At 42.0% G+C, this 25,223-nt stretch carries 26 protein-coding genes; 20 read left to right on the top strand and 6 right to left on the bottom strand.

Going from position 1 to position 25,223, the window contains the following annotated elements:
• The first annotated feature begins 25 nt into the window (after positions 1-25).
• From BS1321_RS21990 to BS1321_RS22005, 4 genes are all read left to right on the top strand, one after another.
• On the top strand, positions 26-685 hold the full coding sequence (locus BS1321_RS21990; protein WP_063233181.1) for an amino acid ABC transporter permease: 660 nt from the start codon (positions 26-28) through the stop codon (positions 683-685).
• Positions 678-1,400, top strand: a complete 723-nt coding sequence (locus BS1321_RS21995; protein ID WP_063233113.1) for an amino acid ABC transporter ATP-binding protein — start codon at positions 678-680, stop codon at positions 1,398-1,400. The genes BS1321_RS21990 and BS1321_RS21995 overlap by 8 nt, the downstream gene beginning before the upstream one ends.
• A gap of 191 nt (positions 1,401-1,591) precedes the next feature.
• The gene (locus BS1321_RS22000; RefSeq protein WP_063233114.1) at positions 1,592-2,581 is read left to right on the top strand and encodes an aromatic acid exporter family protein; all 990 of its coding nucleotides are present in this window, start codon (positions 1,592-1,594) and stop codon (positions 2,579-2,581) included.
• 32 nt (positions 2,582-2,613) lie between these two features.
• Positions 2,614-3,129, top strand: coding sequence for a L,D-transpeptidase (locus BS1321_RS22005; RefSeq protein ID WP_063233115.1), 516 nt, complete (start codon positions 2,614-2,616; stop codon positions 3,127-3,129).
• A 41-nt stretch (positions 3,130-3,170) separates the two neighbouring features.
• Here BS1321_RS22005 and prli42 read toward each other — a convergent pair whose 3' ends face one another.
• On the bottom strand, positions 3,171-3,266 hold the full coding sequence (gene prli42, locus BS1321_RS28805; protein ID WP_155726463.1) for a stressosome-associated protein Prli42: 96 nt from the start codon (positions 3,264-3,266) through the stop codon (positions 3,171-3,173).
• 167 nt (positions 3,267-3,433) lie between these two features.
• Here prli42 and mce point away from each other — a divergent pair, with 167 nt between their 5' ends.
• From mce to gndA, 5 genes are all read left to right on the top strand, one after another.
• Positions 3,434-3,859 carry a methylmalonyl-CoA epimerase gene (mce, locus tag BS1321_RS22010; protein ID WP_063233116.1) on the top strand — a complete coding sequence of 142 codons (426 nt, stop codon included), beginning with the start codon at positions 3,434-3,436 and terminating at the stop codon, positions 3,857-3,859.
• Positions 3,856-5,406: an acyl-CoA carboxylase subunit beta gene (locus BS1321_RS22015; RefSeq protein WP_063233117.1), complete on the top strand. Its 1,551-nt coding sequence runs from the start codon at positions 3,856-3,858 to the stop codon at positions 5,404-5,406. Before mce ends, BS1321_RS22015 begins: the two co-directional genes overlap by 4 nt.
• Before the next feature lie 235 nt (positions 5,407-5,641).
• Positions 5,642-6,763, top strand: a complete 1,122-nt coding sequence (locus BS1321_RS22020) for a tripeptidase T (protein ID WP_063233118.1) — start codon at positions 5,642-5,644, stop codon at positions 6,761-6,763.
• 555 nt (positions 6,764-7,318) lie between these two features.
• Positions 7,319-8,593 (top strand): DNA polymerase IV, encoded by a 1,275-nt coding sequence (locus BS1321_RS22030; protein WP_063233120.1) that lies wholly within the window; start codon positions 7,319-7,321, stop codon positions 8,591-8,593.
• A 42-nt stretch (positions 8,594-8,635) separates the two neighbouring features.
• Complete coding sequence (gene gndA / locus BS1321_RS22035) at positions 8,636-10,048, top strand: NADP-dependent phosphogluconate dehydrogenase (RefSeq protein WP_063233121.1); 1,413 nt, start codon at positions 8,636-8,638, stop codon at positions 10,046-10,048.
• 138 nt (positions 10,049-10,186) lie between these two features.
• On the opposite strand, the gene BS1321_RS22040 is transcribed toward gndA, so the two are convergent.
• Positions 10,187-10,360, bottom strand: coding sequence for a hypothetical protein (locus tag BS1321_RS22040; protein WP_034308217.1), 174 nt, complete (start codon positions 10,358-10,360; stop codon positions 10,187-10,189).
• A gap of 304 nt (positions 10,361-10,664) precedes the next feature.
• On the opposite strand from BS1321_RS22040, the gene BS1321_RS27635 reads away from it, so the two are divergent.
• Positions 10,665-10,826: a hypothetical protein gene (locus BS1321_RS27635; RefSeq protein WP_155726464.1), complete on the top strand. Its 162-nt coding sequence runs from the start codon at positions 10,665-10,667 to the stop codon at positions 10,824-10,826.
• A gap of 44 nt (positions 10,827-10,870) precedes the next feature.
• Here the strand turns inward: BS1321_RS27635 and zwf are convergent, their stop codons facing one another.
• A complete protein-coding gene (zwf, locus tag BS1321_RS22045) occupies positions 10,871-12,370 on the bottom strand; it encodes a glucose-6-phosphate dehydrogenase (protein ID WP_063233122.1) in 1,500 nt (499 codons plus the stop codon).
• Positions 12,371-12,599: 229 nt separating this feature from the next.
• Here zwf and rnz point away from each other — a divergent pair, with 229 nt between their 5' ends.
• The 5 genes from rnz (at position 12,600) to BS1321_RS22070 (ending at position 17,456) form a co-directional block, all read left to right on the top strand.
• A complete protein-coding gene (rnz, locus tag BS1321_RS22050) occupies positions 12,600-13,541 on the top strand; it encodes a ribonuclease Z (RefSeq protein WP_063233123.1) in 942 nt (313 codons plus the stop codon).
• A 64-nt stretch (positions 13,542-13,605) separates the two neighbouring features.
• Positions 13,606-14,424 carry a squalene/phytoene synthase family protein gene (locus BS1321_RS22055; protein ID WP_063233124.1) on the top strand — a complete coding sequence of 273 codons (819 nt, stop codon included), beginning with the start codon at positions 13,606-13,608 and terminating at the stop codon, positions 14,422-14,424.
• A gap of 203 nt (positions 14,425-14,627) precedes the next feature.
• Positions 14,628-15,623: an ABC transporter substrate-binding protein gene (locus tag BS1321_RS22060; RefSeq protein ID WP_063233125.1), complete on the top strand. Its 996-nt coding sequence runs from the start codon at positions 14,628-14,630 to the stop codon at positions 15,621-15,623.
• A 32-nt stretch (positions 15,624-15,655) separates the two neighbouring features.
• Entirely contained in the window at positions 15,656-16,687 is a 1,032-nt protein-coding gene (locus BS1321_RS22065; protein ID WP_063233126.1) for an ABC transporter permease, read from the top strand.
• Positions 16,662-17,456 carry an ABC transporter ATP-binding protein gene (locus BS1321_RS22070; protein ID WP_063233127.1) on the top strand — a complete coding sequence of 265 codons (795 nt, stop codon included), beginning with the start codon at positions 16,662-16,664 and terminating at the stop codon, positions 17,454-17,456. Before BS1321_RS22065 ends, BS1321_RS22070 begins: the two co-directional genes overlap by 26 nt.
• Positions 17,457-17,605: 149 nt before the next feature.
• On the opposite strand, the gene BS1321_RS22075 is transcribed toward BS1321_RS22070, so the two are convergent.
• Positions 17,606-18,157 (bottom strand): MerR family transcriptional regulator, encoded by a 552-nt coding sequence (locus BS1321_RS22075; RefSeq protein WP_063233128.1) that lies wholly within the window; start codon positions 18,155-18,157, stop codon positions 17,606-17,608.
• 284 nt (positions 18,158-18,441) lie between these two features.
• Between BS1321_RS22075 and BS1321_RS22080 the strand changes: the two genes are divergently transcribed.
• The gene (locus BS1321_RS22080; RefSeq protein ID WP_063233129.1) at positions 18,442-18,873 is read left to right on the top strand and encodes a VOC family protein; all 432 of its coding nucleotides are present in this window, start codon (positions 18,442-18,444) and stop codon (positions 18,871-18,873) included.
• Positions 18,874-18,976: 103 nt separating this feature from the next.
• Here BS1321_RS22080 and proC read toward each other — a convergent pair whose 3' ends face one another.
• Positions 18,977-19,822 carry a pyrroline-5-carboxylate reductase gene (gene proC / locus BS1321_RS22085; RefSeq protein ID WP_063233182.1) on the bottom strand — a complete coding sequence of 282 codons (846 nt, stop codon included), beginning with the start codon at positions 19,820-19,822 and terminating at the stop codon, positions 18,977-18,979.
• Between the two features lie 508 nt (positions 19,823-20,330).
• Between proC and BS1321_RS22090 the strand changes: the two genes are divergently transcribed.
• The 3 genes from BS1321_RS22090 to BS1321_RS22100 all read left to right on the top strand — a co-directional run bounded on the left by BS1321_RS22090 (position 20,331) and on the right by BS1321_RS22100 (position 22,791).
• Positions 20,331-21,299 carry an MBL fold metallo-hydrolase gene (locus BS1321_RS22090; RefSeq protein ID WP_063233130.1) on the top strand — a complete coding sequence of 323 codons (969 nt, stop codon included), beginning with the start codon at positions 20,331-20,333 and terminating at the stop codon, positions 21,297-21,299.
• Positions 21,300-21,321: 22 nt separating this feature from the next.
• Positions 21,322-22,113 carry an SDR family NAD(P)-dependent oxidoreductase gene (locus tag BS1321_RS22095; protein ID WP_063233131.1) on the top strand — a complete coding sequence of 264 codons (792 nt, stop codon included), beginning with the start codon at positions 21,322-21,324 and terminating at the stop codon, positions 22,111-22,113.
• Between the two features lie 150 nt (positions 22,114-22,263).
• Entirely contained in the window at positions 22,264-22,791 is a 528-nt protein-coding gene (locus tag BS1321_RS22100) for a DUF3221 domain-containing protein (RefSeq protein WP_063233132.1), read from the top strand.
• Positions 22,792-22,873: 82 nt separating this feature from the next.
• On the opposite strand, the gene BS1321_RS22105 is transcribed toward BS1321_RS22100, so the two are convergent.
• Complete coding sequence (locus BS1321_RS22105; protein ID WP_057278768.1) at positions 22,874-23,533, bottom strand: C40 family peptidase; 660 nt, start codon at positions 23,531-23,533, stop codon at positions 22,874-22,876.
• A gap of 414 nt (positions 23,534-23,947) precedes the next feature.
• Between BS1321_RS22105 and BS1321_RS22110 the strand changes: the two genes are divergently transcribed.
• A complete protein-coding gene (locus BS1321_RS22110) occupies positions 23,948-25,207 on the top strand; it encodes a Y-family DNA polymerase (RefSeq protein WP_063233133.1) in 1,260 nt (419 codons plus the stop codon).
• The last annotated feature ends 16 nt before the right edge of the window (positions 25,208-25,223 follow it).

The following is a 25,223-nucleotide window of genomic DNA, read 5'->3' on the forward strand; positions in this document are numbered from 1 at the left end:
GCCTTCATAAGAGAGGATGAATGGAGTGAATCTGGAATTTGAAAGGATTATACCTTCCCTTCCATATATCCTGGAGGGAATACCGACTACATTAAAGGTTGTAGCGGTAGCGGCAGTAATCGGATTTGTTTTAGGAATATTATTATCTATACTTAAAATCAGCAGAATCAAGCCCTTAAATTGGATTGCTGACTTTTATACATCCATTTTTCGCGGTACCCCTTTGGTGCTGCAATTAATGCTGATATATTTTGGTTCACCACAAATATTAGGGATTCAAATCGAAGCGTTCCAAGCAGCATTTTTAGCATTCGGGCTAAATTCAGCGGCATACATCTCTGAAATTATCAGGGGAGGCATTTTAGCTGTCGATAAAGGCCAACGAGAGGCTTCGCTTGCACTTGGGGTTCCTTATTCAGGGATGATGCTTAATATTATCCTTCCGCAGGCCATCAAGAATATCCTGCCGTCCCTTGTTAACGAATTGATTTCCTTAACGAAGGAATCAGCCGTTGTCACAATTATTGGATTAGGGGATATCATGCGCCGTGCTTATATTGTCGGCGGTGAGACATATAAATTCTTCGAACCGATATTATTTGCCGGCCTCATTTATTATGTGATGGTCATGGTTCTCACCATCTTAGGCAAAGTGATTGAAAGGAGAATGAGACGCAGTGATTAAAATTGATGGACTCAAAAAAAATTATGGTAAGCTCGAAGTATTAAAAGGAATCAGCACCGAGATAGGGCAGGGTGAAGTGTTAGCGATCATCGGTCCTTCCGGTTCGGGAAAATCAACTTTCTTACGCTGCATCAATATGCTTGAAATTCCAACTGATGGTCAAATCAGGTTTAAAGATCAAATCATCACTGAAAAAAAGACCAATATCATGAAAGTGCGTGAAAATGTCGGAATGGTATTTCAGCATTTTCATTTATTTCCACATAAAACAGTACTTGAGAATCTGACATATGCACCTATGAAGGTGAAAAAACTATCAAAGGCTGAGGCTGTAAAACAAGCTCGTGAGCTCTTGAATAAAGTCGGTTTGGCCGATAAAGAATCGGCTTACCCGAATCGTCTGTCAGGCGGGCAAAAACAAAGGGTTGCGATTGCACGGGCATTGGCAATGAACCCGGAAGTAATGCTTTTCGATGAGCCCACTTCAGCGCTTGATCCTGAGATGGTAAAAGAAGTGCTCGAGGTTATGAAGTCATTGGCACATACAGGGATGACCATGCTGATCGTAACGCATGAAATGGGATTTGCAAAAGAAGTGGCCGATCGAGTACTATTCCTGGACGGGGGTCTGCTCGTTGAGGAAAGTGCTCCGGAAGAATTCTTTTCCAATCCAAAAAGCCAGCGTGCAAAAGACTTCTTGGAAAAAGTTTTATAAGCTAAAACAAATAGTATATAATTGAGAAAAAAGGTAACGTTTAGGTTACCTTTTTTATTTTTTTCCTATAATGTATTTTTGCGTGAATGTATTTAGAAAAATTGGAAATTTAACTCGCAAAGGACTGTGAAAATATCTGATTTCCTGATAGTATTATAATAGATAGAGAAAGAGCCAGGTGATACATAACAATGTTTAAAATCGGATACAGGACGATTAAAACTGCTTTGGGGGCCACCCTGGCAATTATTATTGCGCAAATGCTTAATCTCGAATATTTCTCTGCTGCGGGAATCATTGCGATCTTATGCATTCAAGTTACAAAAAAGAAGTCGGTGTATGCCTCCTGGCACCGGTTTTTAGCTTGTTTGATTGCAATGACCTATGCATCCCTATTGTTTCAGTTCATCGCATTTCATCCGCTGATAATAGGTTTGATCCTCTTGATTTTCATTCCAACGACAGTTGCCTTGAAGATTAATGAGGGGATTGTGACGAGCAGCGTCATCATCATGCACCTATACGGGGCGGGTGACATCACTTTTTCCCTGCTGATCAATGAAACGATATTAATTGCAGTTGGAGTTGGAGTGGCGCTTGTCATGAATCTGTACATGCCCAGTGTCGATGACAAACTGCTTGCCTATCAGGAAAGTATCGAAACGAACTTTAGTGCGATCTTGATGGGAATTGTCCGCTATTTAAGGGATAATGATCACACATGGGATGGTAGGGAAATCACCGAAACAGCCAATCTTCTTAATCAAGCCAAAAGCCTTGCCTTCAGGGACGTGGAAAATCATTTTTTAAGGGAAGAAGACCTGTATTACCATTATTTCAAAATGCGTGAAAAGCAATTTGAAATAATTGAACGAATTCTTCCCCTGGTCACGAATATTCCGTTGGTCGTCAAGCAAAGCGGGATAGTGGCTGATTTTATAGAAGATTTGGCAGAAAACGTACACCCACAAAATACGGCTATCCTTTATCTGAAGAAGCTTGAAGAAATGGAGATTCATTTTAGGGGAATGGCACTGCCGCAAACACGGGAAGAGTTCGAATCTAGGGCCGCATTACTGCAGCTCATGAAGGAAATGGAGCGCTATTTATTGTTGAAGCATTCCTTCAAGGGATTACCCAAGCTAACCAGCAACCGAATGAAAAAGAGGCACTTGGCTTAAACTAAGCAAAAAAGTAAAAGGAATTGATACAAATGAAATGGATCCTTTCTTTGTTGCTTATGCTATCTTTGTGGCCGTTGCAGGTACAAGCCCAACCTCAATCGGTTAAGCCTGGCGATCCGTTTATCATCATCAATAAAGCCAACAATAAATTGGCGTTCATTGATGATAACGAAGTCAAGGAGATTCTGCCGGTCGGTACGGGAAAGAGTCAGGAACTGACACCTGAAGGGATTTTCACGGTCAAAGTAAAAGCGGTCAATCCATATTACCGGAAAAAAAATATTCCTGGCGGCGATCCCAGGAACCCTCTGGGGTCGCGGTGGATTGGATTCGATGCACGAAATACCGATGGGAGGATTTACGGCATACATGGTACGAATCAGCCATCATCAATTGGTAAATATATTTCTAATGGCTGTGTACGGATGCATAAATCCGATGTAGAGCGCTTGTACGAAAAAGTCCCCATCGGCACTAAGGTGTTGATCACCATATCGAACGAGGATTTCAAAACGTTGGCAAAGAAAAACGGAGCGATAAAATAAAGAGAGGGAAGCTTTTGCTCCCCTCCCCATTACGGTGTCTATTACAGAAGAAATGCGATACCTGATAATAAGCTAGTTAATAACATTGAGATAAGCATTAAATACACGACGATCTTTCTGATTTTCTTGTTTCCCATATGCTCTCTCCCTTAATACAGTTTAATTGATTTTATTTTAACTTGAACATTTAGTAGAAACAAGTAAAAGTATAATGTTCATATTATTCCGAATCTTAAAAGACTTTAATGCAAGATTAGTAGTATTTTAATGGAGTCATCCAATAGTACATAGCATGGGGGTTTTAATGATGATTAAAAATATCGATCATATCGGTATTGCCGTCAAGTCACTAGATGAAGCCTTGCCGCTTTACACGGAAACGTTGAACTTGAAACTTGAAGGAATCGAGACAGTGGAGAGCCAAGGAGTGAAAGTGGCCTTCATCTTGGCAGGCAATACCCGTTTGGAGTTGTTGGAAGCGTTGTCACCTGCAAGCCCAATCGCCAAATTCATCGAAAAACGCGGTGAAGGGATTCATCATGTGGCACTTGGCGTCGATGACATCGAAGATAGAATAAAAGAGATCAAAGAAGCTGGATTGCGCATGATTGATGATTCATCAAGAAAGGGAGCGCACAATGCGGATGTTGCTTTCGTTCATCCCAAGTCTACCGCGGGTGTATTATATGAGCTTTGTGAACAAGCATTATCAAAGGAGGAGCAGGAATGACAGACATATATGATACGATCAATGACCTATATGACAGACGCCGCAAAGTGGAAATGGGCGGCGGTGAAGAAAGAATCGATAAGCAGCATGAAAAGGGAAAACTTACTGCAAGGGAAAGAATTGAACTTTTAGTTGATCCAGGTACCTTCATAGAGCTTAATCCTTTTATAAAACACCGTAATACCAATTTTGGCATGGAAAAGGAAGAAGGGCCGGGAGAAGGTGTCGTCACCGGTTACGGAAAGGTCAACGGCCGCGACATTTATCTGTTTTCACAGGATTTTACTGTTTTTGGCGGTGCACTCGGTGAAATGCATGCTCTGAAAATTGCCAATGTTATGGATTTGGCAGCGGAGAATGGAGCCCCTTTCATAGGTTTGAACGATTCTGGCGGTGCGCGTATTCAAGAAGGCGTAGTTTCGCTTGACGGATATGGCCAAATATTTTACCGGAATTCCATTTATTCAGGGGTTATTCCACAGATTTCGGTTATTATGGGACCTTGTGCAGGCGGAGCCGTATATTCCCCAGCCATTACCGACTTTGTCTTCATGGTTGAAAAAACGAGCCAAATGTTCATAACAGGTCCTAAAGTCATTGAAACGGTTACGGGTGAAAAGATTTCATCTGAAGGACTGGGTGGAGCGACTGTACATAATACCATAAGTGGTAATGCCCATTTCAAGGGAGCATCTGAGGAGCAAGTATTGGCGGACGTTAGACGTCTCCTAAGCTATCTTCCACAAAATAATGAAGAGAAGCCGCCGGTTTTGGAAGCCGACGATGGAGATGACTACCGTCCGGACTTAACGGATGTAGTCCCTTATGAAGGGATCCGTCCATATGATGTTCGGAAAGTATTGAAGCAGGTTGTCGATGAGGATTCCTTTATGGAAGTTCAAGAGGGCTTTGCGAAAAATATAGTGGTCGGCTTGGCGCGGATCAAAGGAAAATCAGTGGGGCTTGTCTGTAACCAGCCAAAGGTGTTGGCAGGGGGACTTGATATTGATTCATCAGATAAGGCTGCCCGTTTTATTCGTTTCTGTGACTCGTTTAACATTCCGCTAATTACTTTTGAGGACGTTTCAGGGTTTTTCCCGGGTGTTAAACAAGAACATGGCGGAATCATTCGCCACGGTGCAAAGCTGCTATACGCTTATTCGGAAGCAACAGTACCAAAATTGACGATCATTCTCCGTAAAGCATACGGGGGAGCTTACGTGGCTCTTAATAGTAAATCCATCGGTGCGGATCTTACGTTTGCATGGCCGAATGCTGAAATTGCAGTAATGGGTTCTGCTGGAGCGGCAAATATCATTTTTGCCCGTGAAATTCAAAATAGCGAAAATCCGGAAGCGACACGTGCAGCAAAAATTGAAGAATACCGTGAGAAGTTCGCCAATCCATATGTTGCCGCAAGTCTTGGAATGGTGGATGATGTTATTGATCCTCGTGAAACCAGGATTAAGATCATTCAATCTCTTGATATGCTACGTAACAAAAAAGAAACTCGACCATGGAAAAAACACGGAAATATCCCGTTGTGATTCAACATTGCAAGGAGCCCAAACTATCTGTTTTGGGCTCTTTTCCATACTGGGGAAGATATCATTCTAAAGAAAACCATTTATAAGTCATCATTCACCTTTTTAAAACGGCCTTCTGGCAGGGAAATGACCAGCACGCTTTTTAAAGATGGGGTCTTCCTTTTCACATTATTTGCCGGGGCGCCGCTTTTAGAAGTATAATTAAAGAGGAAAACTTTTTTGGAGGTTTTATTTTATGATTAATGAAGAACGTTTAGTTAATGAATTTATGGAATTGGTGCAGATTGATTCCGAAACGAAAAATGAAGCAGCCATCGCCAAAGTGCTGAAAGAAAAATTCGGGGCACTGGGTGTAGAAGTTTTTGAAGATGATACAACAGCAGTTACCGGTCATGGTGCAGGGAATTTAGTATGTACTTTAAAAGGTATGAAAGAAGGCGTGGATACCATTTATTTCACCTCCCATATGGATACGGTTGTACCTGGGAACGGAATCAAGCCTTCCATCAAAGATGGATACATAGTTTCAGACGGAACGACCATTTTAGGGGCGGATGACAAAGCTGGATTAGCGGTCATGTTAGAAACGCTTAAAGTGTTAAAAGAACAGAATATCGAACATGGTACAATCGAATTCATCATTACAGTCGGTGAAGAATCTGGCTTGGTTGGGGCAAAGGCATTGGATCGTTCCCTTGTAACGGCTAAATTCGGTTTTGCTCTTGATAGTGATGGAAAAGTGGGCAATGTAGTTGTTGCTGCACCTACTCAGGCGAAAGTGTCTGCAACCATTTTAGGCAAGACTGCTCACGCTGGTGTCGCTCCCGAGAAAGGCGTTTCGGCCATTACGATCGCTGCCAAAGCAATCTCTAGAATGCCATTAGGCAGAATCGACGATGAAACGACAGCAAATATCGGACGTTTCCAGGGTGGACAGCAAACCAATATTGTTTGTGACCATGTTGAAATCCTTGCAGAAGCAAGATCCTTGATTCCTGAAAAAATGGAAATACAGGTAGCGAAAATGAAAGAGGCATTCGAGACTGCAGCCATAGAAATGGGCGGACGTGCTGAAGTTGAAGTTAACGTCATGTATCCTGGTTTTAAATATGGTGCTGGTGATCATGTAGTCGAAATCGCAAGAAAAGCAGCAGAGAAAATCGGCCGTCCATGCGAGCTGGTTAAAAGCGGCGGAGGAAGCGATGCGAATGTCATTGCGGGCTTTGGCATCCCTACTGTCAATCTCGCAGTGGGCTATGAAGATATCCATACTACGAATGAAAGAATTCCAGTTGAGGAATTAACGAAGTTAGCTGAAATGGTTGTCAGTATCATCAAAGAAGTATCAGGGGAATAATCACCCGTAATATGACAGGGAGATGGAGGGGAGTTTCCTGAGTAAATCAATAAAGGTTGTCGTATTTCTTGCAGAGGACGGGGAATATGCCTTGCCGATTGAATCCGTGTTTCCATCGAAAAACCTGATGCCTTGCTTTCCTGGGTTTCTTGCAACCAGGTAAATCAGCTCTCGGCAATGATGGTCAAATGCGGAATGCAATTAAGACGGCCTCCATCAAACCATTGTCCAGGAACCCGTGAAATCCTTAAATTTTTCCGAAATACCCTTTTACGGTGTCTTATTAAGCTATCAAAAAACAAAATATATTCAAGGTGTTGCCGTTTGATTACTGATCATTGATCAGCAAAAAAACTCGTATATATTTGCCAAGGTGTTCAAAGTATTGAAGGAATTTATGTACAGTCATCAATGACATGATGGCTGTTTTTCTTGGAGTGGAAGCATCTTTCACCGTGGTTACCAAAGATAAATAGGGGTACCTTAATAGAAATGGTTTTTTATTGGCCCTATTATCCTGTGTTTTTTATTTTTACAAGGATGTGACGGTCAAACATGAAGGACATGTATCCCAAAAATGGCAGGGTCATTCTCCATGTAGACATGAATAGTTTCTATGCTTCAGTGGAAATGTCATATGATGTTTCATTGAAAGGTAAACCGCTTGCCATTGCAGGCAATGTTGAAGAGAGAAGGGGCATAATCGTCACCTGCAGCTATGAGGCGAGGAAGTTCGGGGTTAAAACGACCATGCCGATTTGGCAGGCGAAAAAACTATGTCCCCAATTAGTCATTCAGAAACCGAATTTCGAGCGCTATCGAAAGGCATCACTGGCTATTTTCGATGTTTTGAGGCAATATACAGAGATGGTTGAACCGGTTTCGATAGATGAGGGGTATCTGGATATTAGTGAATGCGCCGAATTGGGTTCGCCTTTAGATATAGCCAATAGCATTCAGGAAAGAATTTTTAATACGATGGATCTCCCTTGCAGCATCGGGATTGCCCCTAATAAATTTTTGGCCAAAACTGCTTCTGATATGAAGAAGCCAATGGGAATCACCGTGTTAAGGAAACGGGACATTTCAGAAAAACTCTGGCCTTTACAAGTGGGCGAGATGCATGGCATCGGGGATAAGACCTCGGAAAAGCTTCAAACCATCGGGATAATGACGATCAGGGACCTTGCACACGCCAATGATAGTCAACTTAAACAGCTTCTTGGGATCAATGGCATCCGTTTAAAAGATAGGGCTAATGGAATCGACCCAAGGGTAGTGGATCCCGAAGCGATTTTTGAGCATAAGAGCATTGGGAACTCGACAACTCTTCCTCATGACTCCACCAATCAAAAAGAACTGATCGGTGTATTGGAAAAGCTTTCCGGGAAGGTAGCCGTCCGTTTGAGAAATAAACGCCTGCTTGGTCAAAAAATAGGTGTGACGATCCGTTACAAAGACCGCCGCACAATAACGAGAAGCAGAACGGTTCCTAATCCAGTTTTTGAAAAAAAGGATATTTTGGATGGAGCTATCGATCTCTTTATGAAAAATTGGAATGGGGAAGGAATCAGGCTTCTTGGTGTCACTGCCTATGATGTCATCGAAAAAGAGTCGGCCTTCAAGCAACTGGATATTTTCTCCTTTCAAGAGGATGCGGAAAAAGAACCTCTGTATGAAGCGATGGAACACTTGCAAAATAAGTACGGAGAAAATATTATTAAAAAGGGATTACCCTTGAAAAACCGTTCAATTGGAACAGACACTAGCTTCAGTAAAGATTTCTTTGAGCAATCCAGGAGGAATGATTCTTCTTTTGACAAAGAATAGCGTACAAGCTGTGTAAAGATATAGAGAAGGGAAAGATGAATCATGTCAAAACAACAGATTGGCGTTATCGGACTAGCCGTAATGGGCAAGAACCTTGCATTTAATATTGAAAGCAGGGGATATTCAATTTCCGTGTATAATCGCTCAGGATCAAAAACGGACGAAATGATGAAGGAAGCGGAAGGCAAAAACGTAACAGCTGCATATACGCTTGAAGAATTCGTCAATTCTTTGGAAACACCACGCAAAATTTTATTGATGGTTAAAGCCGGAGCGGCAACAGATGCAACAATCGAGCAATTAAAACCGTTGCTTGAAAAAGGCGATATCGTTATTGATGGAGGGAATACGTTCTTCAAGGACACTCAGCGCCGCAATGAGGAGTTAAGCCAGTTGGGCATTCATTTCATCGGTACAGGCGTCTCAGGTGGGGAAGAAGGAGCTCTAACGGGTCCGTCCATCATGCCTGGAGGCCAAAAAGAAGCATATGAACTTGTTGCACCGATCTTGAAGGATATTTCAGCTAAAGTCGATGGTGATGCTTGCTGTACGTATATCGGACCGGATGGAGCAGGTCATTATGTGAAAATGGTACATAATGGTATTGAATACGGTGACATGCAGTTGATTTCCGAATCTTATTTCCTTTTAAAAAATCTTCTTGGACTATCTGCTGAAGAATTCCATGAAGTCTTTACGGAATGGAATAATGGGGAACTGGATAGCTATCTAATTGAAATTACTGCTGATATTTTCAATAAATATGATGAAGAAACTGGCAAGCCGATGGTCGATGTCATCTTAGATAAAGCTGGCCAAAAAGGAACAGGGAAATGGACAAGCCAAAGTGCGCTTGATCTTGGTGTTCCACTTCCAATCATTACGGAATCCGTATTCGCTCGCTTTATTTCAGCAATCAAGGACGAGCGTGTTGAAGCGAGTAAAATCCTTCGCGGTCCAAAAGCCGAATCATTTACTGGAGATAAAAAGGCTTTGATTGAAAGTATCCGTAAGGCACTTTATATGAGCAAGATCTGTTCCTATGCACAAGGCTTTGCACAAATGAAGGCAGCATCCGAAGAAAATGACTGGAACTTACAATATGGGGAAATCGCAATGATTTTCCGTGGCGGATGTATCATTCGTGCACAATTCCTACAAAAAATCAAGGAAGCGTACGATCGTGAAGCGAACTTGAATAACTTGCTTCTTGATCCTTATTTCCAAGGGATCGTTGAAAGCTACCAAGGAGCTTTACGTGAGGTGGTATCAACAGCAGTGATGAACGGAATTCCGGTTCCTTGCTTGTCATCTGCACTTGCCTATTTCGACAGCTATCGTACAGAAACGCTGCCAGCTAACCTGATTCAAGCTCAGCGTGACTATTTTGGAGCTCATACTTATCAACGCATTGATAAAGAAGGAACGTTCCATACCGAATGGATGGAAAAATAAAAAGTTCAAGCCGGCTTAAAAGGGGATTCCCTTTTATACCGGCTTTTTTTGTTAAGGAATCCAGTTGTAATATTCATCATGTAAGGACCTCGAATGTACAGAAAAAAAGAGTGCGCTTCTATGCGCCCTCTTTTTTTACTATCTCCGATGCTCTACAAGGTCAATGACCCCTAATACAACATGTGCCAAACCGAAACCAAAAACCGTATTAGCTACCATTTTGTTTGAGCCCCGGGTCTGCTTCATTGCATAACCCGCAGCTGTCACGGCTGTGCCCAACGCTGTTGGAATTAATCCTTCACGAATGTCCATCGTTTAATCCCTCCACGTCGAAGTTAGTGGTGCCGTCACTGGCACCTTTTCTAGTGTAACCTTAGCAAGACCTTAACATTCTTTTTCAATAAAGAGATCAAAAGGGTGAAAATGATAAAAAAGAACTAGTTGTAAATAGTGCCAATTAATTTACCTTTTTTAGGGAAAACGTAGTATGATGTATGTCATTCATCCTTGCTTTTTAGGTTTAAACACCTGCGGAAAAAGGAATATAAACATTGAAAGAGATGGACGGACTGTAGGATACAGTAGGCAGAAAGAAGAGAGAAGGAGCGGATGACTTATGTTCATCATCTGGTGGGCTGTAGCCATTTTTATATTTTTCATTGCCTTAGAATCTGGTGTTTCATTTTGGCTTAATTCAGAAATAGAGGAAGAAATGTCTAAGCCCAAGGAAATGTTTGATATTATCCGGGATAAATTGCTGAGGAAGAGTGTTTCATGAATGAAAAAAGGGATGCAGATTCAAATCTGCATCCCTTCTTCATTTCAATCATCATTATTTTCGTTTTTCTTGACTTGCCACCAAATATGTCCATCTTCTGCAAGGAGTTCATCGGATGCAAGTGGACCTGTGGATCCCGCTTCATAGTTAGGGAAAGACTCGTCTTTAGTGTTTTCCCAGGCATTAGAAATGGTATCGACGAACTTCCATGAGAGGGCAACCTCGTCCCAGTGCGTAAAGTTTGTAGCATCCCCGCGCATACTGTCAAACAATAGCTTTTCATATGCCTCGGGAGAATTGATGTGTTCGATCCCTTTGTTTGAGACGGTCAGCTTCATTGGCTTTGTATTGGATGTCGTCCCGGATTTCTTAACATTTAAGTACAGTGTTATACCTTCGTCAGGCTGGATATTGATAACGAGAAGATTCGGGTTCAGCGTTTCTTCCGTTTTATAATACAGATTCATTGGGATATCTTTGAATTGAACAACGATATTCGTTGATTTGACATCCATTCTCTTACCGGTACGGATATAAAAAGGAACACCTGCCCATCGGAAGTTATCAATCATCAATTTACCCGCAACATAGGTCTCTGTGTTGGATTCGGAATTTACGTTATGTTCATTGCGGTAGGCCGGAAGTGTTTGATCATCTATCGTACCTTCACCATACTGGCCACGGACGAAGTATTGATTGACTTCTTCCACTTTCATTGGTCGAAGTGAACGCAATGCCCGCACTTTTTCGCTTCGAATCTCTTCTGTCGTCAAAGCGATCGGGGGTTCCATGGCAAGCAAGGCCACCATTTGCAGCAGATGGTTTTGGACCATATCCCTTAGGGCACCGCTGGTTTCGTAATAACGGCCACGTTCTTCAACGCCAAGTGTTTCGCTTGAAGTTACCTGGATGTTAGATATATATCTGTTATTCCAAAGCGGCTCGAATAGGGCATTGGAAAAACGTATGACCTCAATATTTTGTACCATTTCTTTACCTAAATAATGATCGATACGGTAGATTTCATCTTCGGCGAATGCAGTTCGAATCTGTTCATTCAATTTTTGTGCTGTTTCGAAACTGTGTCCAAATGGCTTTTCTATGACCAGGCGCTTATATCCATTCGTGTCAGTTAGGCCTTGAGCTTTTATCTGTTCGGCAATCGTTCCGAAAAACTCAGGTGCCATCGCCAAATAGAAGATCCGGTTTCCTTCTAATTGATATTGTCCGTCTAATTTTTTGGCAATGTCTTTTAATTGCAGGTATGATTCCGAACTGGAGACGTCATGGGAGTGATAATGGAAATGGGAAATGAATTCATCGACCCTTTCTTCCGCATGTCCGAACGTAAGTATCGAGTCCTTTACACTTGTTTGGAACTCCTCGTTCGTCAATGGCCTCCTTGCCACTCCAACGACGGCGAACTTATTGATTTTCTCTTTTTGAAATAGTCGATATATGGAAGGAAACAATTTCCTTTTCGCTAAATCTCCGGTAGCACCAAAAATCATGATCAATGCTGTGGGTTTATTATTTTCTGTCATGTTAAAACCTCAACTTTCCGTTAAATCTGTCTATAAAGTTGGAATTCCCCTATGTGTACCAATTTCTAATTTTACGTTTAGCTTTCCCTCAAAGCAATCAATTTGCGCATTTTTTCTCATATTTCATTAAAAGTTTAATTTGGGTTTTGGTTTTAATGGGTCATAAATGAAAGAGCACCTTGGTTATGCTATAGTTAAGTCATAAAGTATTTGCAACGGAGGTAGTATCGTGGATTTTGTTTTATTGGGTACAGGCGCTGGCGTTCCGGCTAAAGCGCGTAATGTGACATCAATCGCCCTTCAATTATTGGAAGAGCGAGGGACGGTTTGGTTATTCGATTGTGGGGAAGCAACACAGCATCAAATTTTAAAAACGGCGGTCAAACCGCGAAAGGTTGAAAAAATCTTCATCACCCATTTACATGGTGACCACATCTTCGGACTCCCTGGATTTTTAAGCAGCAGATCTTTTCAGGGCGGAGTGGAGAAATTGACCGTATATGGTCCACAAGGCATAGATGCATTTATTAAGACGAGCTTACAGGTGAGTGGAACTCATTTAAAATATCCCTTGGAAATCATCGAAATAGAGGAAGGCACAGTGTTTGAGGACGAACAATTCACAGTGACGGCCATGTCGCTTGATCATGGCATTTACAGCATCGGTTACCGGATTGTGGAAAAAGATCGTCCGGGAAGCTTACTGGTTGACCGGCTGCGGTCCGAAGGTGTGAAGCCGGGGCCGCTTTTTAAAGCATTGAAAAATGGGCAAACAGTCTGTCTCGACGATGGCCGTGTCTTAAATGGGAAGGACTACCTCAGTGCTCCGCAAAAAGGCCGGATCATCACAATTCTTGGTGATACAAGAATGTGCAGCAATGCTCTCATTCTCGCGGAATCGGCGGATTACCTTGTTCATGAAGCTACTTTTTCGGCGGAAGAATCTGAATTGGCTTCAGCCTATTATCATTCGACCACCGTTCAGGCTGCAGAAACGGCTTTGAACGCGGGAGCCAAGCATCTAATCCTTACCCATATCAGCTCACGGTATACTCCGGAGGATGCTGAGAGGTTAAGAAAGGAAAGCGAAGCGATCTTTTCAAACACGATAATGGGTGAAGATCTAATGGCAATTAAAGTTCCTTTATATTCAGAGGAATCGGGCAGCTGAAATCAAAGCCGATGTTTGATATAATTAATCAATTGTTTCATTGGAGACTTAAAGGAGTGTAAATATGACTGATAATAGCGACCTACATACTAAAGCAATGGATTTTCTCTTAAAAACTAGCCGGACTTTTTTCATTCCAATCAGCTATCTTCCAAAGGGATTACAAGAGGCCATTGGAGCTGCATACCTTTGCATGCGAGCCATCGATGAAATCGAGGATCACCCAGGTCTTCCTGCAGATAATAAGGTTTCCCTGTTACAAGCTCTTAGTGAGATGCTTGATGCGGATTACAGGGAAGAAGATCTTCAATCGTTATTTGAACCATATAAGGATGATCTGCCCGAAGTGACCCTGCTTCTTTCGGATTGGATTGAATTTTGTCCTCCCGGTGCAAAAGCCAAAGTCTTGGAGTCGACAAAGGAAATGGCTGAAGGCATGGCAAAATGGGTTACTAAGGACTGGCAAATCCATAATAAAGAAGAGCTCGATGATTACACATATTATGTTGCAGGTTTAGTGGGAGTCATGCTGTCTGATATGTGGAACTGGTACGATGGAACCGAAACGGACCGTGAACTTGCCATTGCATTTGGCCGTGGTCTTCAAACGGTCAATATCCTGCGTAACCGTGAGGAAGATGCAGAACGCGGTGTAAACTTTTATCCGGATGGCTGGGGTTTCGACGAGATGCTTGCCCATACGGAACATAATCTTGCATTAGCCGATGCATACATTGGAGAGATTGAAACGAGAGAGATCATCCACTTCTGTAAAATACCCTTGGAATTGGCAAAAGCCACATTGAAAGCCCTAAAAGAAGGCAAAGAAAAAATCGATCGTACTACAGTTACCGAAATTGTCAGCCAGGTTGTCGAACACTAATTTTTCATAAAGCTGCTGTGAAACCATACCTTTCACAGCAGCTTTTTTCATTTTTTACATTCAGAACTCAAAAAATTCTAAAAAGTTAAAAAATATATTGGAATAATTGGGACTAAACGATTATAATTTAGGAAATAAAAGCGAAAAAGTTGACGTCGCTAGAAAAAACCTAATCTTAAATAAGAAAAAAGCGGGGGGAAAATATGAAAAAGAAATTATATTCAACTGCAGCTATGACATTGGTCGCAGGGTTATTATTGGCTGGGTGTGGAAATGACAAGGAAAAAGATGCGGCAAAGGATGACAGCAAAAAGGATACCTTCAACATTGGGGTAACACAAATCGTTCAGCATGATTCGCTGGATCAGGCTTATGAAGGATTCCAGGCGGCATTGAAGGACAGTGACATCAATGCCAAATATGATCTTCAAATTGCACAGGGTGACCAAAATAACAGTCAAACGATCGCCAATAACTTTGTTGGGGATAAAGTGGATTTAATCTTTGCCAATTCTACTCCTAGTGCTCTTAGCGCTTTGAATGCGACAAAGGATATACCAATCGTTTTTACATCGGTTACCGATCCTGTAGCGGCGGAGCTCGTTACATCTTTGGATAAGCCAGGCGGAAATGTGACGGGTACGACGGATTCCCATCCTGAAGCCATTGCCAAATCAATGAAATTCCTAGCTGAAGAACTTGGCGCCAAGACAATTGGGACCGTTTATAATACAGGGGAGCAAAATTCCGTCGTCCAAATAAAAAATGTGAAAGCGGAAGCGAAAAAAGCGGGATTGAAAGTCGTGGAAGCATCCGTCTCCACTTCAGCCGAGGTTAAACAGGCAACGGAATCATTAATCGGAAAAGCCGATGCTTTCTATATCATTACTGATAATACCGTTGTCTCCGCACTGGAATCGGTCATTTCGGTGGCAAATGATAAAGATATTCCATTGTTTGTTGGTGAGCTTGATTCCGTGAATGCTGGTGGTTTTGCAGCCTATGGCTTCAGTTACTATGATATTGGTTATGAAGCGGGGCAAAAAGCGGTTGAAATCCTGAAGGATGGCAAAAAGCCTGGAGATATCCCGGTTCAATATCCACAAAAACTGAAATTGGTCATCAATGAAAAAGCAGCAAAAGATATGGGTGTTGAAATAAAAGAAGAATGGAAAGCAGATGCTGAGTTTGTAAAATAAACTCTGCTTTTGTTCGGGGAAGGAAGAAAAAAATGTTCTCAGCCTTATTCAACTCTTTTGAGTCGGGAATGATTTATGCGATCATGGCACTTGGTGTCTATTTAACATTCAGGATTCTCGACTTCCCGGATATGACAGTGGAAGGCAGTTTTGTGACAGGGGCGTCTGTTGCTGCCATTATGATCGTTAACGGTTTCTCGCCGATCGTTGCCACGTTAAGTGCAATGGTGGCTGGGTTCATCGCTGGGACGATAACGGGGTTCCTGCATACGAAAGGGAAAATCAATCCTCTTTTGGCAGGTATCTTAATGATGATCGCGCTCTACTCAATCAATTTGAGGATCATGGGTGCATCCAACATTCCGTTGCTTTCTCAAACAACCATTATCACGAATATCCAGGATGCCTGGGCTGCCACCGGGCTGGACAATTTGTTGAATGGTCTTTTATCATTCGTGGGTCTCGGTGACAGCCTTCCAAAAACGTGGGCAATATTAATCGTTATGCTGATTGTGGCTGTAGTCATCCAAGCTGGAATGTCAGCTTTTTTAAAAACGGAAATTGGTCTTGCTTTACGGGCGACTGGTGATAATGAAGCTATGGTCAAGAGTTTTTCCGCCCATACCGGCAACATGAAGATCCTGGGACTTGCAATCGGAAATGCACTAGTGGCTTTCTCGGGATCCTTGGTTGCCCAATATAACGGTTTTAGTGATATAGGCATGGGGATTGGAATCATCGTAATCGGATTGGCATCCGTCATTATCGGTGAGGCTTTATTTGGTGCAAAAACGATTGCTCGTGCGACGCTTGCGGTTATTGGAGGGGCGATCATTTACCGAATCGTCGTAACTTTGGCGCTTCGCGTAGAATTTCTTGAAACAGGTGATGTTAAATTAATTACGGCACTTATTGTGGTCGGGGCACTTGTCATTCCTAAAATTTCCGATAAACAAAAGGAAAAAGGCCGGAAGAAAAGGCGGCTTAAAGAAATACAGATGCGTCATGATGGGACTTTATCGAAAGGGGGGGAAGAATATGCTTCGATTAAATCAGATTTATAAGGTCTTCAATGAGGGAACACCAGATGAAAAGCTAGCCCTTGGAAATCTGGAACTGCAGATGACAAAAGGTGAATTCGTAACAGTCATCGGAAGTAATGGAGCAGGTAAATCGACGTTGATGAATATGATTTCCGGTAAGATTCTCCCTGATGCCGGTGAAGTCATCATTGATGGTGAAAACGTATCGGCAATTGAAGAACATGCCCGTGCTAAAATGATTGGCCGCGTTTTTCAGGATCCCATGCTAGGTACGGCACCACATATGACGATTGAAGAAAATATGGCGATTGCCTATGGCAGAACCAATAGAAGAGGGTTAGGCTTTGGGGTGACAAAAAAACGGAAAGAACTTTTTAAAGAATGTTTGGGTACCCTTCATTTAGGCTTGGAAAACCGGATGACTGCAAAAGTGGGATTATTATCAGGAGGGGAGCGCCAGGCACTATCATTGCTGATGGCGACCTTCACCGACCCTAAAATCCTGCTTCTTGATGAACATACAGCAGCACTTGATCCTTCACGGGCAGAGCTCGTTACAAATCTGACGAAGGAAATCGTCGAAAAGAACCAGTTAACGACTTTGATGGTGACTCATAATATGCAGCAGGCAATCGATCTTGGAAATTCCTTGATCATGATGGATAAGGGACAGATCATTTTTGAAGCTAGAGGCGCTGAAAAGCAGAAGCTAACCGTTGAAAAGCTGCTTAACGAATTCCAGCGCATCAAAGGCGAAAAAATGCTCAATGACCGTTCAGTGTTGATTTAAGATGATGAAAAGGCCCGACCCAGTGAGATTAATCTTGGGTCAGGGCCTTTTTATTTTGGGGTAATTAATCAGGTCAGTTTCTATTACTGAAGAAATGCTTGGCATAAGAAAAATGGCTATCGTGGGGTGATCTTGAACGATCTTGAATGTTAATCGCTGTCGGCTGTGCTCCATGATGAACTATCGTTCTTTTTGTTTCCAAAAATCATTTTTATGAATGGCCTTTTCTTCGTCTTTTTAGTGGCAGCAGCTTCTTCAGCCGCGAGGAAATAATCAAATGGCTGACCTATTGGTGTTTCTAACGCTTCGATACGGGCTTCGAGCTTCTTAACGAGTTTGTGCATTTCTTCCATTTCACTTCTGTGCTGTAAAATCTGATAGGATACAACATCGTCCGCTTTTGTTTTCAGTCCATTTTCAAGCCTGATGACCCGTTCAAGCAGTTGATCATGTTCTTTATTCGGTTCGGAGTGTTTTTGGATGGTTGCTTTTCTAATCTTTTTCTCTGAGATGCTGACCTTTTGGAGAATGATGCCCTCGTTCAGCTGATCTTGGATTTTTCTCAATAATGCAATGTCTTCATCCGAAAACTGGTAGTGGCCAAGTTGATTCCGTTCTACTTCCATGTTCAATTGGGTGACCCAGCGTTGAATCGTACTATGGGAAACATTCAGTAACCGGGCAACTGCACTTGTATTCATCGAGATTCCCCCTTTTGGTTGTTGAATTCGAGAAGTATGAGGGAATTCCTTTACAGATGACAAAACATGTATTCATTCGGCAAAGAAAGTGGAATTCTTACGTAATTTGCAAAAAGCGGCTCCAAGGTGGAATTACCCTTGGAGCCGCTTTTTGCAAATGGTGAGCGTTGTTAGGAACTTTAAGAAGCATTTGTGATGATGTGCCTGATGGTCAATCAAGCTAAAAAGGGAAAAGTGATCCAGATGTCGAATTACCCTTAAAACATGGAAAAAGGAGGACTAGTATGAACAGGATCAACATTATAACTTTAGGTGTCAGGGATATTACTGAATCATTAAGGTTTTACCGGGACGGGTTGGGATTCCATACATCGATTAAAGAGGACGAACCCGCAATCGTTTTTTTTAATAATGCCGGAACGAAACTTGCTTTGTATCCTTTAGAGGAGCTAGCAAAAGACATCAATCAGAAAGAACCGCCTAAGAAAAATGGTTTCCCGGGTCTTACGCTCGCTTATAATGCTAAATCAATTGAAGAAGTGGATGATGTGATCAACAAGGCTGAAAAGGCTGGGGGAACAATCGAGAAATCTCCTCAGGATGTTTTTTGGGGAGGATACAGCGGATATTTTTCAGACCCCGATGGTTACTATTGGGAGGTTGCGTATTCAAAGGATTGGAGTTTTGATGAAAATGATATGCTGATTATAAAGTAACGCTCACACCGGAAGGATTACCCCTTAGAAAAAGTCCGGATCATAAAAAGGGCTGTTGCTTGGCCACGGCCGTACGGGAGTGGCCAAGCAACAGCATGCGCTCTTACTGTGAAACTACATATTTGGCTAGTTCTTTACTTATTTGATCTCCCATTCGCTTCGATTGCTCCGTCGCTTCTTGTACACAGGCAATGAATGCTTCTTCCACTTGATGTGCTTGAAGTGCTTTCAGACCTGCTTCAGTCGTTCCGCCTGGTGAAGTTACTTCTTTTCTTAGTACGGCAGGCGTTTTAGGTGATTTCTGTAACATATCGGCCGCACCCATCAGTGTCTGGAGAATCAATTGCTTAGCGGTTTCGGAATCGAGACCTATTTTTTCTGCTGATTTTTCCAATGCCTCGACCAAGTAATAAATATAAGCCGGACCGCTGCCTGATAAGCCTGTTACCGCATCTAGCTGGGTTTCGTCGACGACTGCCACCGTACCTACCGTTTCGAAAAGGGTAATCGCCGTTTGTAATTGCGATTCTTTCGTATGACAGTTAGCCGCAAGGGCCGTTGCTGATTTTCCTACCGCTGCCGATGTATTAGGCATGGCACGGACGATCGAGAACCGCTTATTGGCGATTCCTTCCAAGCTTGTTGTATGAACCCCGGCAACAACGGAAATGAACAGCATTTCTTCACGAATGTATTCTTTTATTGATTGCATCGTTTCTAAAATATCTTTCGGTTTCACCGCCAGTACGACAAGGTTTGCATCCTGTACTAATAGCTGCAGCGATCTTGTAGCAGTTACACCATATTGGTTCTTTAAATAATCGAACCGATCATCATTTGATTTATTTGTTACAAAAATATTTGCTGGTTCAATTACCTGTTGGGTCACCAGCCCCGAAATAATTGCTTCTGCCATCGATCCAGCTCCGATAAACGCGATTTTTTTCATATTTTCCGCTCCTTTTTCTTTTAAATTTCGGCCTTTTTTGAAAAACAAAAAGACCCCTCATCCAATAAAGGACGAAAGGTCTGCTTCCGTGGTACCACCTTTGTTCAACTTTTCCATTATAAATAACAGAATAGCTGCACTTGATTCCTCTAACGCGGGAATTACGTCAGGTTTTCCTGAAGGCTCATAAGGTAGGTTCAATAATGAGGGGGCGATGAAGCCTTTCAGCACATTCCGAGCTTCACTCTCTTTACGCCATCAATAATTTACTTGGCCTTAATCAAAGCCACGCCGTCTTTAATTACTTGTGATTATGAAGGATATATCAGTACTCTGTCAATGATAATATATGCATGGACGATAAAAAGTAGACATGAATTATGTGAAAATAATGACAGTAATTAAAAATACATGTAAAATGGTAATTATACATGATAAGTATAATTAGAATCCTGTTTAGCGTATAAAAAGATTTATATAAATATAATTTTCTAAGGTGGAAAAGATTATGGCGAATTGGAATGGAGATATTGCAAAAATTGCCTTGCCCACACCGTTTGCAGTGGGTGATGTGAATGTTTATGTAGTTAAAGGGGATGCTCTAACGTTAATCGATACTGGAGTGAAAACAAAACGATCAAAGGAAGCCTTGACTAACGGACTTGGGGATTTGGGTCTGAAACTGACTGATATCGAACAAATCATTTTAACCCACCATCATCCTGATCATGCTGGTGCACTCGATTTCTTTGAAAAGGAAATCCCGGTTTATGGACACAAAAACAATCAGCGCTGGCTGACTATCAGTGATGATTTCCTTGAAACCCATAATCGTTTTTTCCTTGATTATGCCAAAAAGTTCGGAGTGGCAGAAGAGCTGAAAAATAAACTGATCCATAACCGCGACGAAATCAGTTTCCTTAGTGAACGGAAGCTGCATGGATATTTGGCTGAGGGGGATGAGCTCCCTGGTCTTCCAGGCTGGAAAGTGATCGAGACTCCAGGCCATGCGCAAAGCCATTTATCTTTTTACCGGGAAAGTGACGGGGTCATGATCGCTGGCGATCACTTGCTTGCAAAGATTTCACCTAATCCATTAATGGAACCACCTTTACTTCCCGGAGGCATGAGACCTCGTCCATTACTGCAATATAATGCATCACTTCAGAAATTATTAGATTTTTCCATATCCACTGTTTATTCCGGACATGGATCTGAAGTGGAAGGAGATGCGGTTGCCGACTTGATTCAATATAGATTCGAGCGTCAGCATAACCGTGCCATGCAGGTGAAAAGCATGCTTCAAGATAAGCCTTTATCGGCCTTTGAAGTGTGTCAGCAGTTGTTTCCGAAAGTATACCTTCAGGAAGTGGGCCTGACACTTTCTGAAACGGTCGGTCAGCTGGACTATTTAGAAGACTTGGGTGAAGTCCAAACAGAAATCCAATCAGGGGTCATTCTGTATTCAATCGCTTAATGTTCGCAAGGAGGCCACTTTTTTGAATAAGTTGCAAGGCAAAGTTATTGTTATTACGGGTGCTTCCGGAGGGATTGGCAAGGAAGTTGCCATTCAAAGTGCAAAGCAGGGAGGCCGTCTCGTCCTCTTGGCCAGAAGCATGGATAAATTATTGCTGCTAAAGAATGAACTGATCACCCAATATGGGATTGATGCATATGCCTATAAGCTTGACGTTGCAGACACTGATCAGGTGACAAATGTATTTAATGACATCCATGCGCAAATAGGTGAAGTGGATGTGTTGGTTAACAATGCTGGTTTCGGCACGTTTAAAGAAGCGCAGGATACGGAATTGAATGAAACGAAAGCAATGTTTGCTGTCAACGTCATTGGATTAATGGCCTGCACAAAACTGGTTCTTCCGTATATGAAGCAGAGAAAATCGGGGCATATCATCAATATCGCTTCACAGGCCGGTAAAATCGCCACTCCTAAATCAACATTGTACTCTTCGACCAAGTTCGCAGTTCTTGGATATTCAAACGCACTTCGGCTCGAGCTGATGGAAGATCGTGTTTTTGTGACCACCGTCAATCCTGGCCCCATAGAAACGAATTTCTTTAACATTGCGGATGAATCAGGTACATACTTAAAGAACGTTGAAAAATTCATGCTTAAGCCTGGAGATGTCGCTACTAAAATCGTAGCGGCGATGCTGACCAATAAGAGGGAAATCAATCTCCCTGGCTGGATGAATTTAGCTGGGAAATGGTATAACATGTTCCCAAAGATCACCGAAACATTAGGGAAAAAAGCATTTTTTAAAAAGTAGGCTAGTTCAAAAAGGCGAAAGATGGTCTAATAATAGGCAAAGGGGAATGTCGATGACATTCCCCTTTTTTATGAAATAACGGAAGTTTTATTCTGAATAAATTGGTAACTATTTCATGGGGAATCCGTCTATTTCTTAGGAGGGATTTTCATGAAGATGATTGTAAAGCTTTTTATATATATTATTGTTGCCTTTATTCTGGTTAGCTGTCAATCCTCTGATTGGAACATGCATGAAGCCATAGATAAGGGGGAAGAAGGTTTCATTACGGATCTTGACGATAAAAGGATTTTGATTAAAGGGACGTACTATAAGGTGACCAATGATACATATATTCAAGATCAACATGGTAATGACCTCGATTTCTCTGACCTGGAGATCGGGATGAAAGTGAAACCATGGCATCGGGGTGGGGTGAAGAAATCATTTCCTGGGAAAGCGGAGGCGGAATTGATTCTTGTTTTGACGGATGAAAAAAGCTTAGCCGAACAAAGGGCGGTCACTGCTGCCCTCGATCATGTCAGCAAAGCGGAAAGTCAGCGATTCATGGTTCTTGATGTCGTCCATTTGCCCTCAGAGCATGTTTATAATATCGAAATGATGAATCGTTCCAACTTAGATTCATCATTCATCGTGACTGTAGAGGATTTAACGGATGAAATATTATATATAAAATAAATCAAAAAAACCGGACTGAATCGAATTCAGTCCGGTTTTTTTATGGGATTTCGCTCGCAGGGATGAGCTCATGTCCTGGATTTTATAAAGTTTTCGCACCTAAATATTTTGGTTTCCAATAAGAATTATCCATATCCGTGATGGTTATTCCTTTTGAAGACGTAGCACTAATGAATTGACCATTTCCGATATAGATCCCAACATGGGATACTCCTGTTCTTCCAGAAGAAGTATCAAAGAATACAAGATCACCTTTAGCTGGTGAAGATACTTTTAAACCCGTATTGGAATAGAGCAAGGATGTTGTACGCGGTAAGGTAATTCCTTGTGATTTCTGGAATACGTAATAGACGAAGCCTGAGCAGTCGAATCCAGTTGGTGTTGTTCCGCCCCATTTGTAGGGTTTGCCTATTAAGGTTTTTGCATAGCTGATCAAGCTTGTATTATTGACCTTATAAACACCAAGCGCATTAAATGTGCCACGGCCGGCAATTCCATCGGCAGTTAACCCTTTGGCTTTTTGGAATTTTTTTACTGCGGATACAGAATAGGTACCATAATATGTAGTCAGTGAACCTGAATATGTGAAATAACCTTTGGTTTTTAAAAGTTGTTGTAGTTGTTTGACATCACTATGTGTCATTCCGGGTCTGAGGGTTTGGTCTCCAATATTGGCAAAGGCTTGCAGTGGGGTTAGCATCATGGCAGATGCAACAGCAGCTGAAGCGATCCATTTCTTCATAATTTTCATTTCCTCTCTATCTATCTCTCTATTATTCTTAACAATATTATCCTACAATACCATTATGACAATTAGACATAATTTTGGTTACAGTTTCATTACAAAAAATGAGCATTAAGACTAAAGTTTAAATAGACGAAAGCCTGTTGAATAGGGTGAAAAAAATTAAAAAAACTAAGTATAAGGATCTATTGAAAATTATTCAAGCTACCAATTGATTCTTTTTTAAAAAACTATTTGGATTTATAGTATAAATTTGGTATATTATCCATTTTTAGTATTTATTATATTTTTCAAGGAAATTACAATAAAAAGTAGAAATTTGTATGAAAACTTCCATTGAATAAGAACGTATATTCGGTTAAAGTTGTGAATATAATAAAAGCGAACGTATATTCTTGTTAGGGTGAAGAAATGATGGATTATGGGACGATGCCGAAACAATCAATTATGTGTATCGATATGAAAAGTTTTTATGCAAGCTGTTCAGCGGTCATGCTTGGTCTGGACCCGCTTGATTGTTATCTGGCGGTGGTTGGTGATTTGAAGAGAACAGGGAGCATTGTGCTTGCGGCTTCTCCAAAGATGAAGAAGGAATTTGGCATCAAGACAGGTTCGCGGATGTTTGAGATCCCGAATGATCCAAGGATTGTGGTCGTTGAACCTAAAATGGCGACCTATTTAAGGGTCTCGACGGAAATCACCCGCTTGTTCAACCGTTATGTGCCCAAAGAAGCGATTCACGTATATAGTGTGGACGAAAGTTTTGTGAAAGTCGATGGTGCCGCTTCTTTATGGGGAGATGCCCGGATGATAGCTGAAAAGATAAAAGATGAAATCGAACGGGAATTACAGCTCCCCTGTGCCATTGGAATTGGACCGAACATGCTTATGGCAAAACTTTGCCTTGATTTGGAAGCCAAACATAAAGGGATTGCAGAATGGAAGTATGAGGATGTGCCAAGCAAACTTTGGCCGATTTCCCCGCTTCGTGAAATGTGGGGGATCGGCAGGCGCGTAGAAAAAACCCTTCATGGAATGGGAATATTTACCGTTGGGCAGCTTGCCAATTATGATCTTGAATTACTTGAAGCGAAGTTTGGAATTATGGGCAATCAGCTTTACCACCATGCGTGGGGAATAGATTTATCTGATATGGGGGCAGCGATCATCGAAGGGCAGGTCAGCTTCGGCAAAAGTCAAATCCTGCTGCGGGATTATAAGGAGGAGCAGGAGGTAAAGCAGGTCATGCTGGAAATTTGCGAAGAAGTTGGAAGAAGGGCACGCACCCATCGCAAGGCAGGAAGGACGGTGAGCCTAAGCATTGGCTACAGCAAGGATGAGTTTGGCGGAGGTTTCCATCGTTCACGTTCGATTAGCGAACCGACCAACATTACGATGGAGTTATATAAAGTGTGCCTGGAGCTTTTTCATGAGAACTATAAGCAAAAAACGGTTCGGAGCATAGAGGTAAGACTCTCGAATATTGTGGATGATAACGAAATGCAGCTGACTTTATTTGATGCTTCGCGCTGGAAGAAGCGGGAATTGAGTTACACGGTTGATCGAATCCGCCATAAATATGGAGCCAAATCGCTATTGCGTGCAGTTTCGTATACGGAAGCGGGGACAGCCGTTTACCGAAGCAGGCTGCTTGGTGGGCATAAGGCGTAAGAGTGACTTTGAAGGG

The sequence above is a fragment of the Peribacillus simplex NBRC 15720 = DSM 1321 genome (assembly GCF_002243645.1).
Taxonomy (GTDB): domain Bacteria; phylum Bacillota; class Bacilli; order Bacillales; family DSM-1321; genus Peribacillus; species Peribacillus simplex.

Bases quoted from the DNA above. Each gene is read 5' to 3' on its own strand.
- BS1321_RS22090 (WP_063233130.1), top strand. From the start codon at position 20,331: ATGGCGAATTGGAATGGAGATATTGCAAAAATTGCCTTGCCCACACCG.
- BS1321_RS22000 (WP_063233114.1), top strand. From the start codon at position 1,592: ATGTTTAAAATCGGATACAGGACGATTAAAACTGCTTTGGGGGCCACC.
- BS1321_RS22060 (WP_063233125.1), top strand. From the start codon at position 14,628: ATGAAAAAGAAATTATATTCAACTGCAGCTATGACATTGGTCGCAGGG.
- BS1321_RS22040 (WP_034308217.1), bottom strand. From the start codon at position 10,360: ATGGACATTCGTGAAGGATTAATTCCAACAGCGTTGGGCACAGCCGTG.
- BS1321_RS22030 (WP_063233120.1), top strand. From the start codon at position 7,319: ATGAAGGACATGTATCCCAAAAATGGCAGGGTCATTCTCCATGTAGAC.
- mce (WP_063233116.1), top strand. From the start codon at position 3,434: ATGATGATTAAAAATATCGATCATATCGGTATTGCCGTCAAGTCACTA.
- BS1321_RS22080 (WP_063233129.1), top strand. From the start codon at position 18,442: ATGAACAGGATCAACATTATAACTTTAGGTGTCAGGGATATTACTGAA.
- proC (WP_063233182.1), bottom strand. From the start codon at position 19,822: ATGAAAAAAATCGCGTTTATCGGAGCTGGATCGATGGCAGAAGCAATT.
- BS1321_RS22055 (WP_063233124.1), top strand. From the start codon at position 13,606: ATGACTGATAATAGCGACCTACATACTAAAGCAATGGATTTTCTCTTA.
- BS1321_RS22015 (WP_063233117.1), top strand. From the start codon at position 3,856: ATGACAGACATATATGATACGATCAATGACCTATATGACAGACGCCGC.
- gndA (WP_063233121.1), top strand. From the start codon at position 8,636: ATGTCAAAACAACAGATTGGCGTTATCGGACTAGCCGTAATGGGCAAG.
- BS1321_RS22020 (WP_063233118.1), top strand. From the start codon at position 5,642: ATGATTAATGAAGAACGTTTAGTTAATGAATTTATGGAATTGGTGCAG.
- BS1321_RS22110 (WP_063233133.1), top strand. From the start codon at position 23,948: ATGATGGATTATGGGACGATGCCGAAACAATCAATTATGTGTATCGAT.
- zwf (WP_063233122.1), bottom strand. From the start codon at position 12,370: ATGACAGAAAATAATAAACCCACAGCATTGATCATGATTTTTGGTGCT.
- prli42 (WP_155726463.1), bottom strand. From the start codon at position 3,266: ATGGGAAACAAGAAAATCAGAAAGATCGTCGTGTATTTAATGCTTATC.
- BS1321_RS22100 (WP_063233132.1), top strand. From the start codon at position 22,264: ATGAAGATGATTGTAAAGCTTTTTATATATATTATTGTTGCCTTTATT.
- BS1321_RS27635 (WP_155726464.1), top strand. From the start codon at position 10,665: ATGTTCATCATCTGGTGGGCTGTAGCCATTTTTATATTTTTCATTGCC.
- BS1321_RS22005 (WP_063233115.1), top strand. From the start codon at position 2,614: ATGAAATGGATCCTTTCTTTGTTGCTTATGCTATCTTTGTGGCCGTTG.
- BS1321_RS22065 (WP_063233126.1), top strand. From the start codon at position 15,656: ATGTTCTCAGCCTTATTCAACTCTTTTGAGTCGGGAATGATTTATGCG.
- BS1321_RS22075 (WP_063233128.1), bottom strand. From the start codon at position 18,157: ATGAATACAAGTGCAGTTGCCCGGTTACTGAATGTTTCCCATAGTACG.
- BS1321_RS22105 (WP_057278768.1), bottom strand. From the start codon at position 23,533: ATGAAGAAATGGATCGCTTCAGCTGCTGTTGCATCTGCCATGATGCTA.
- BS1321_RS22070 (WP_063233127.1), top strand. From the start codon at position 16,662: ATGCTTCGATTAAATCAGATTTATAAGGTCTTCAATGAGGGAACACCA.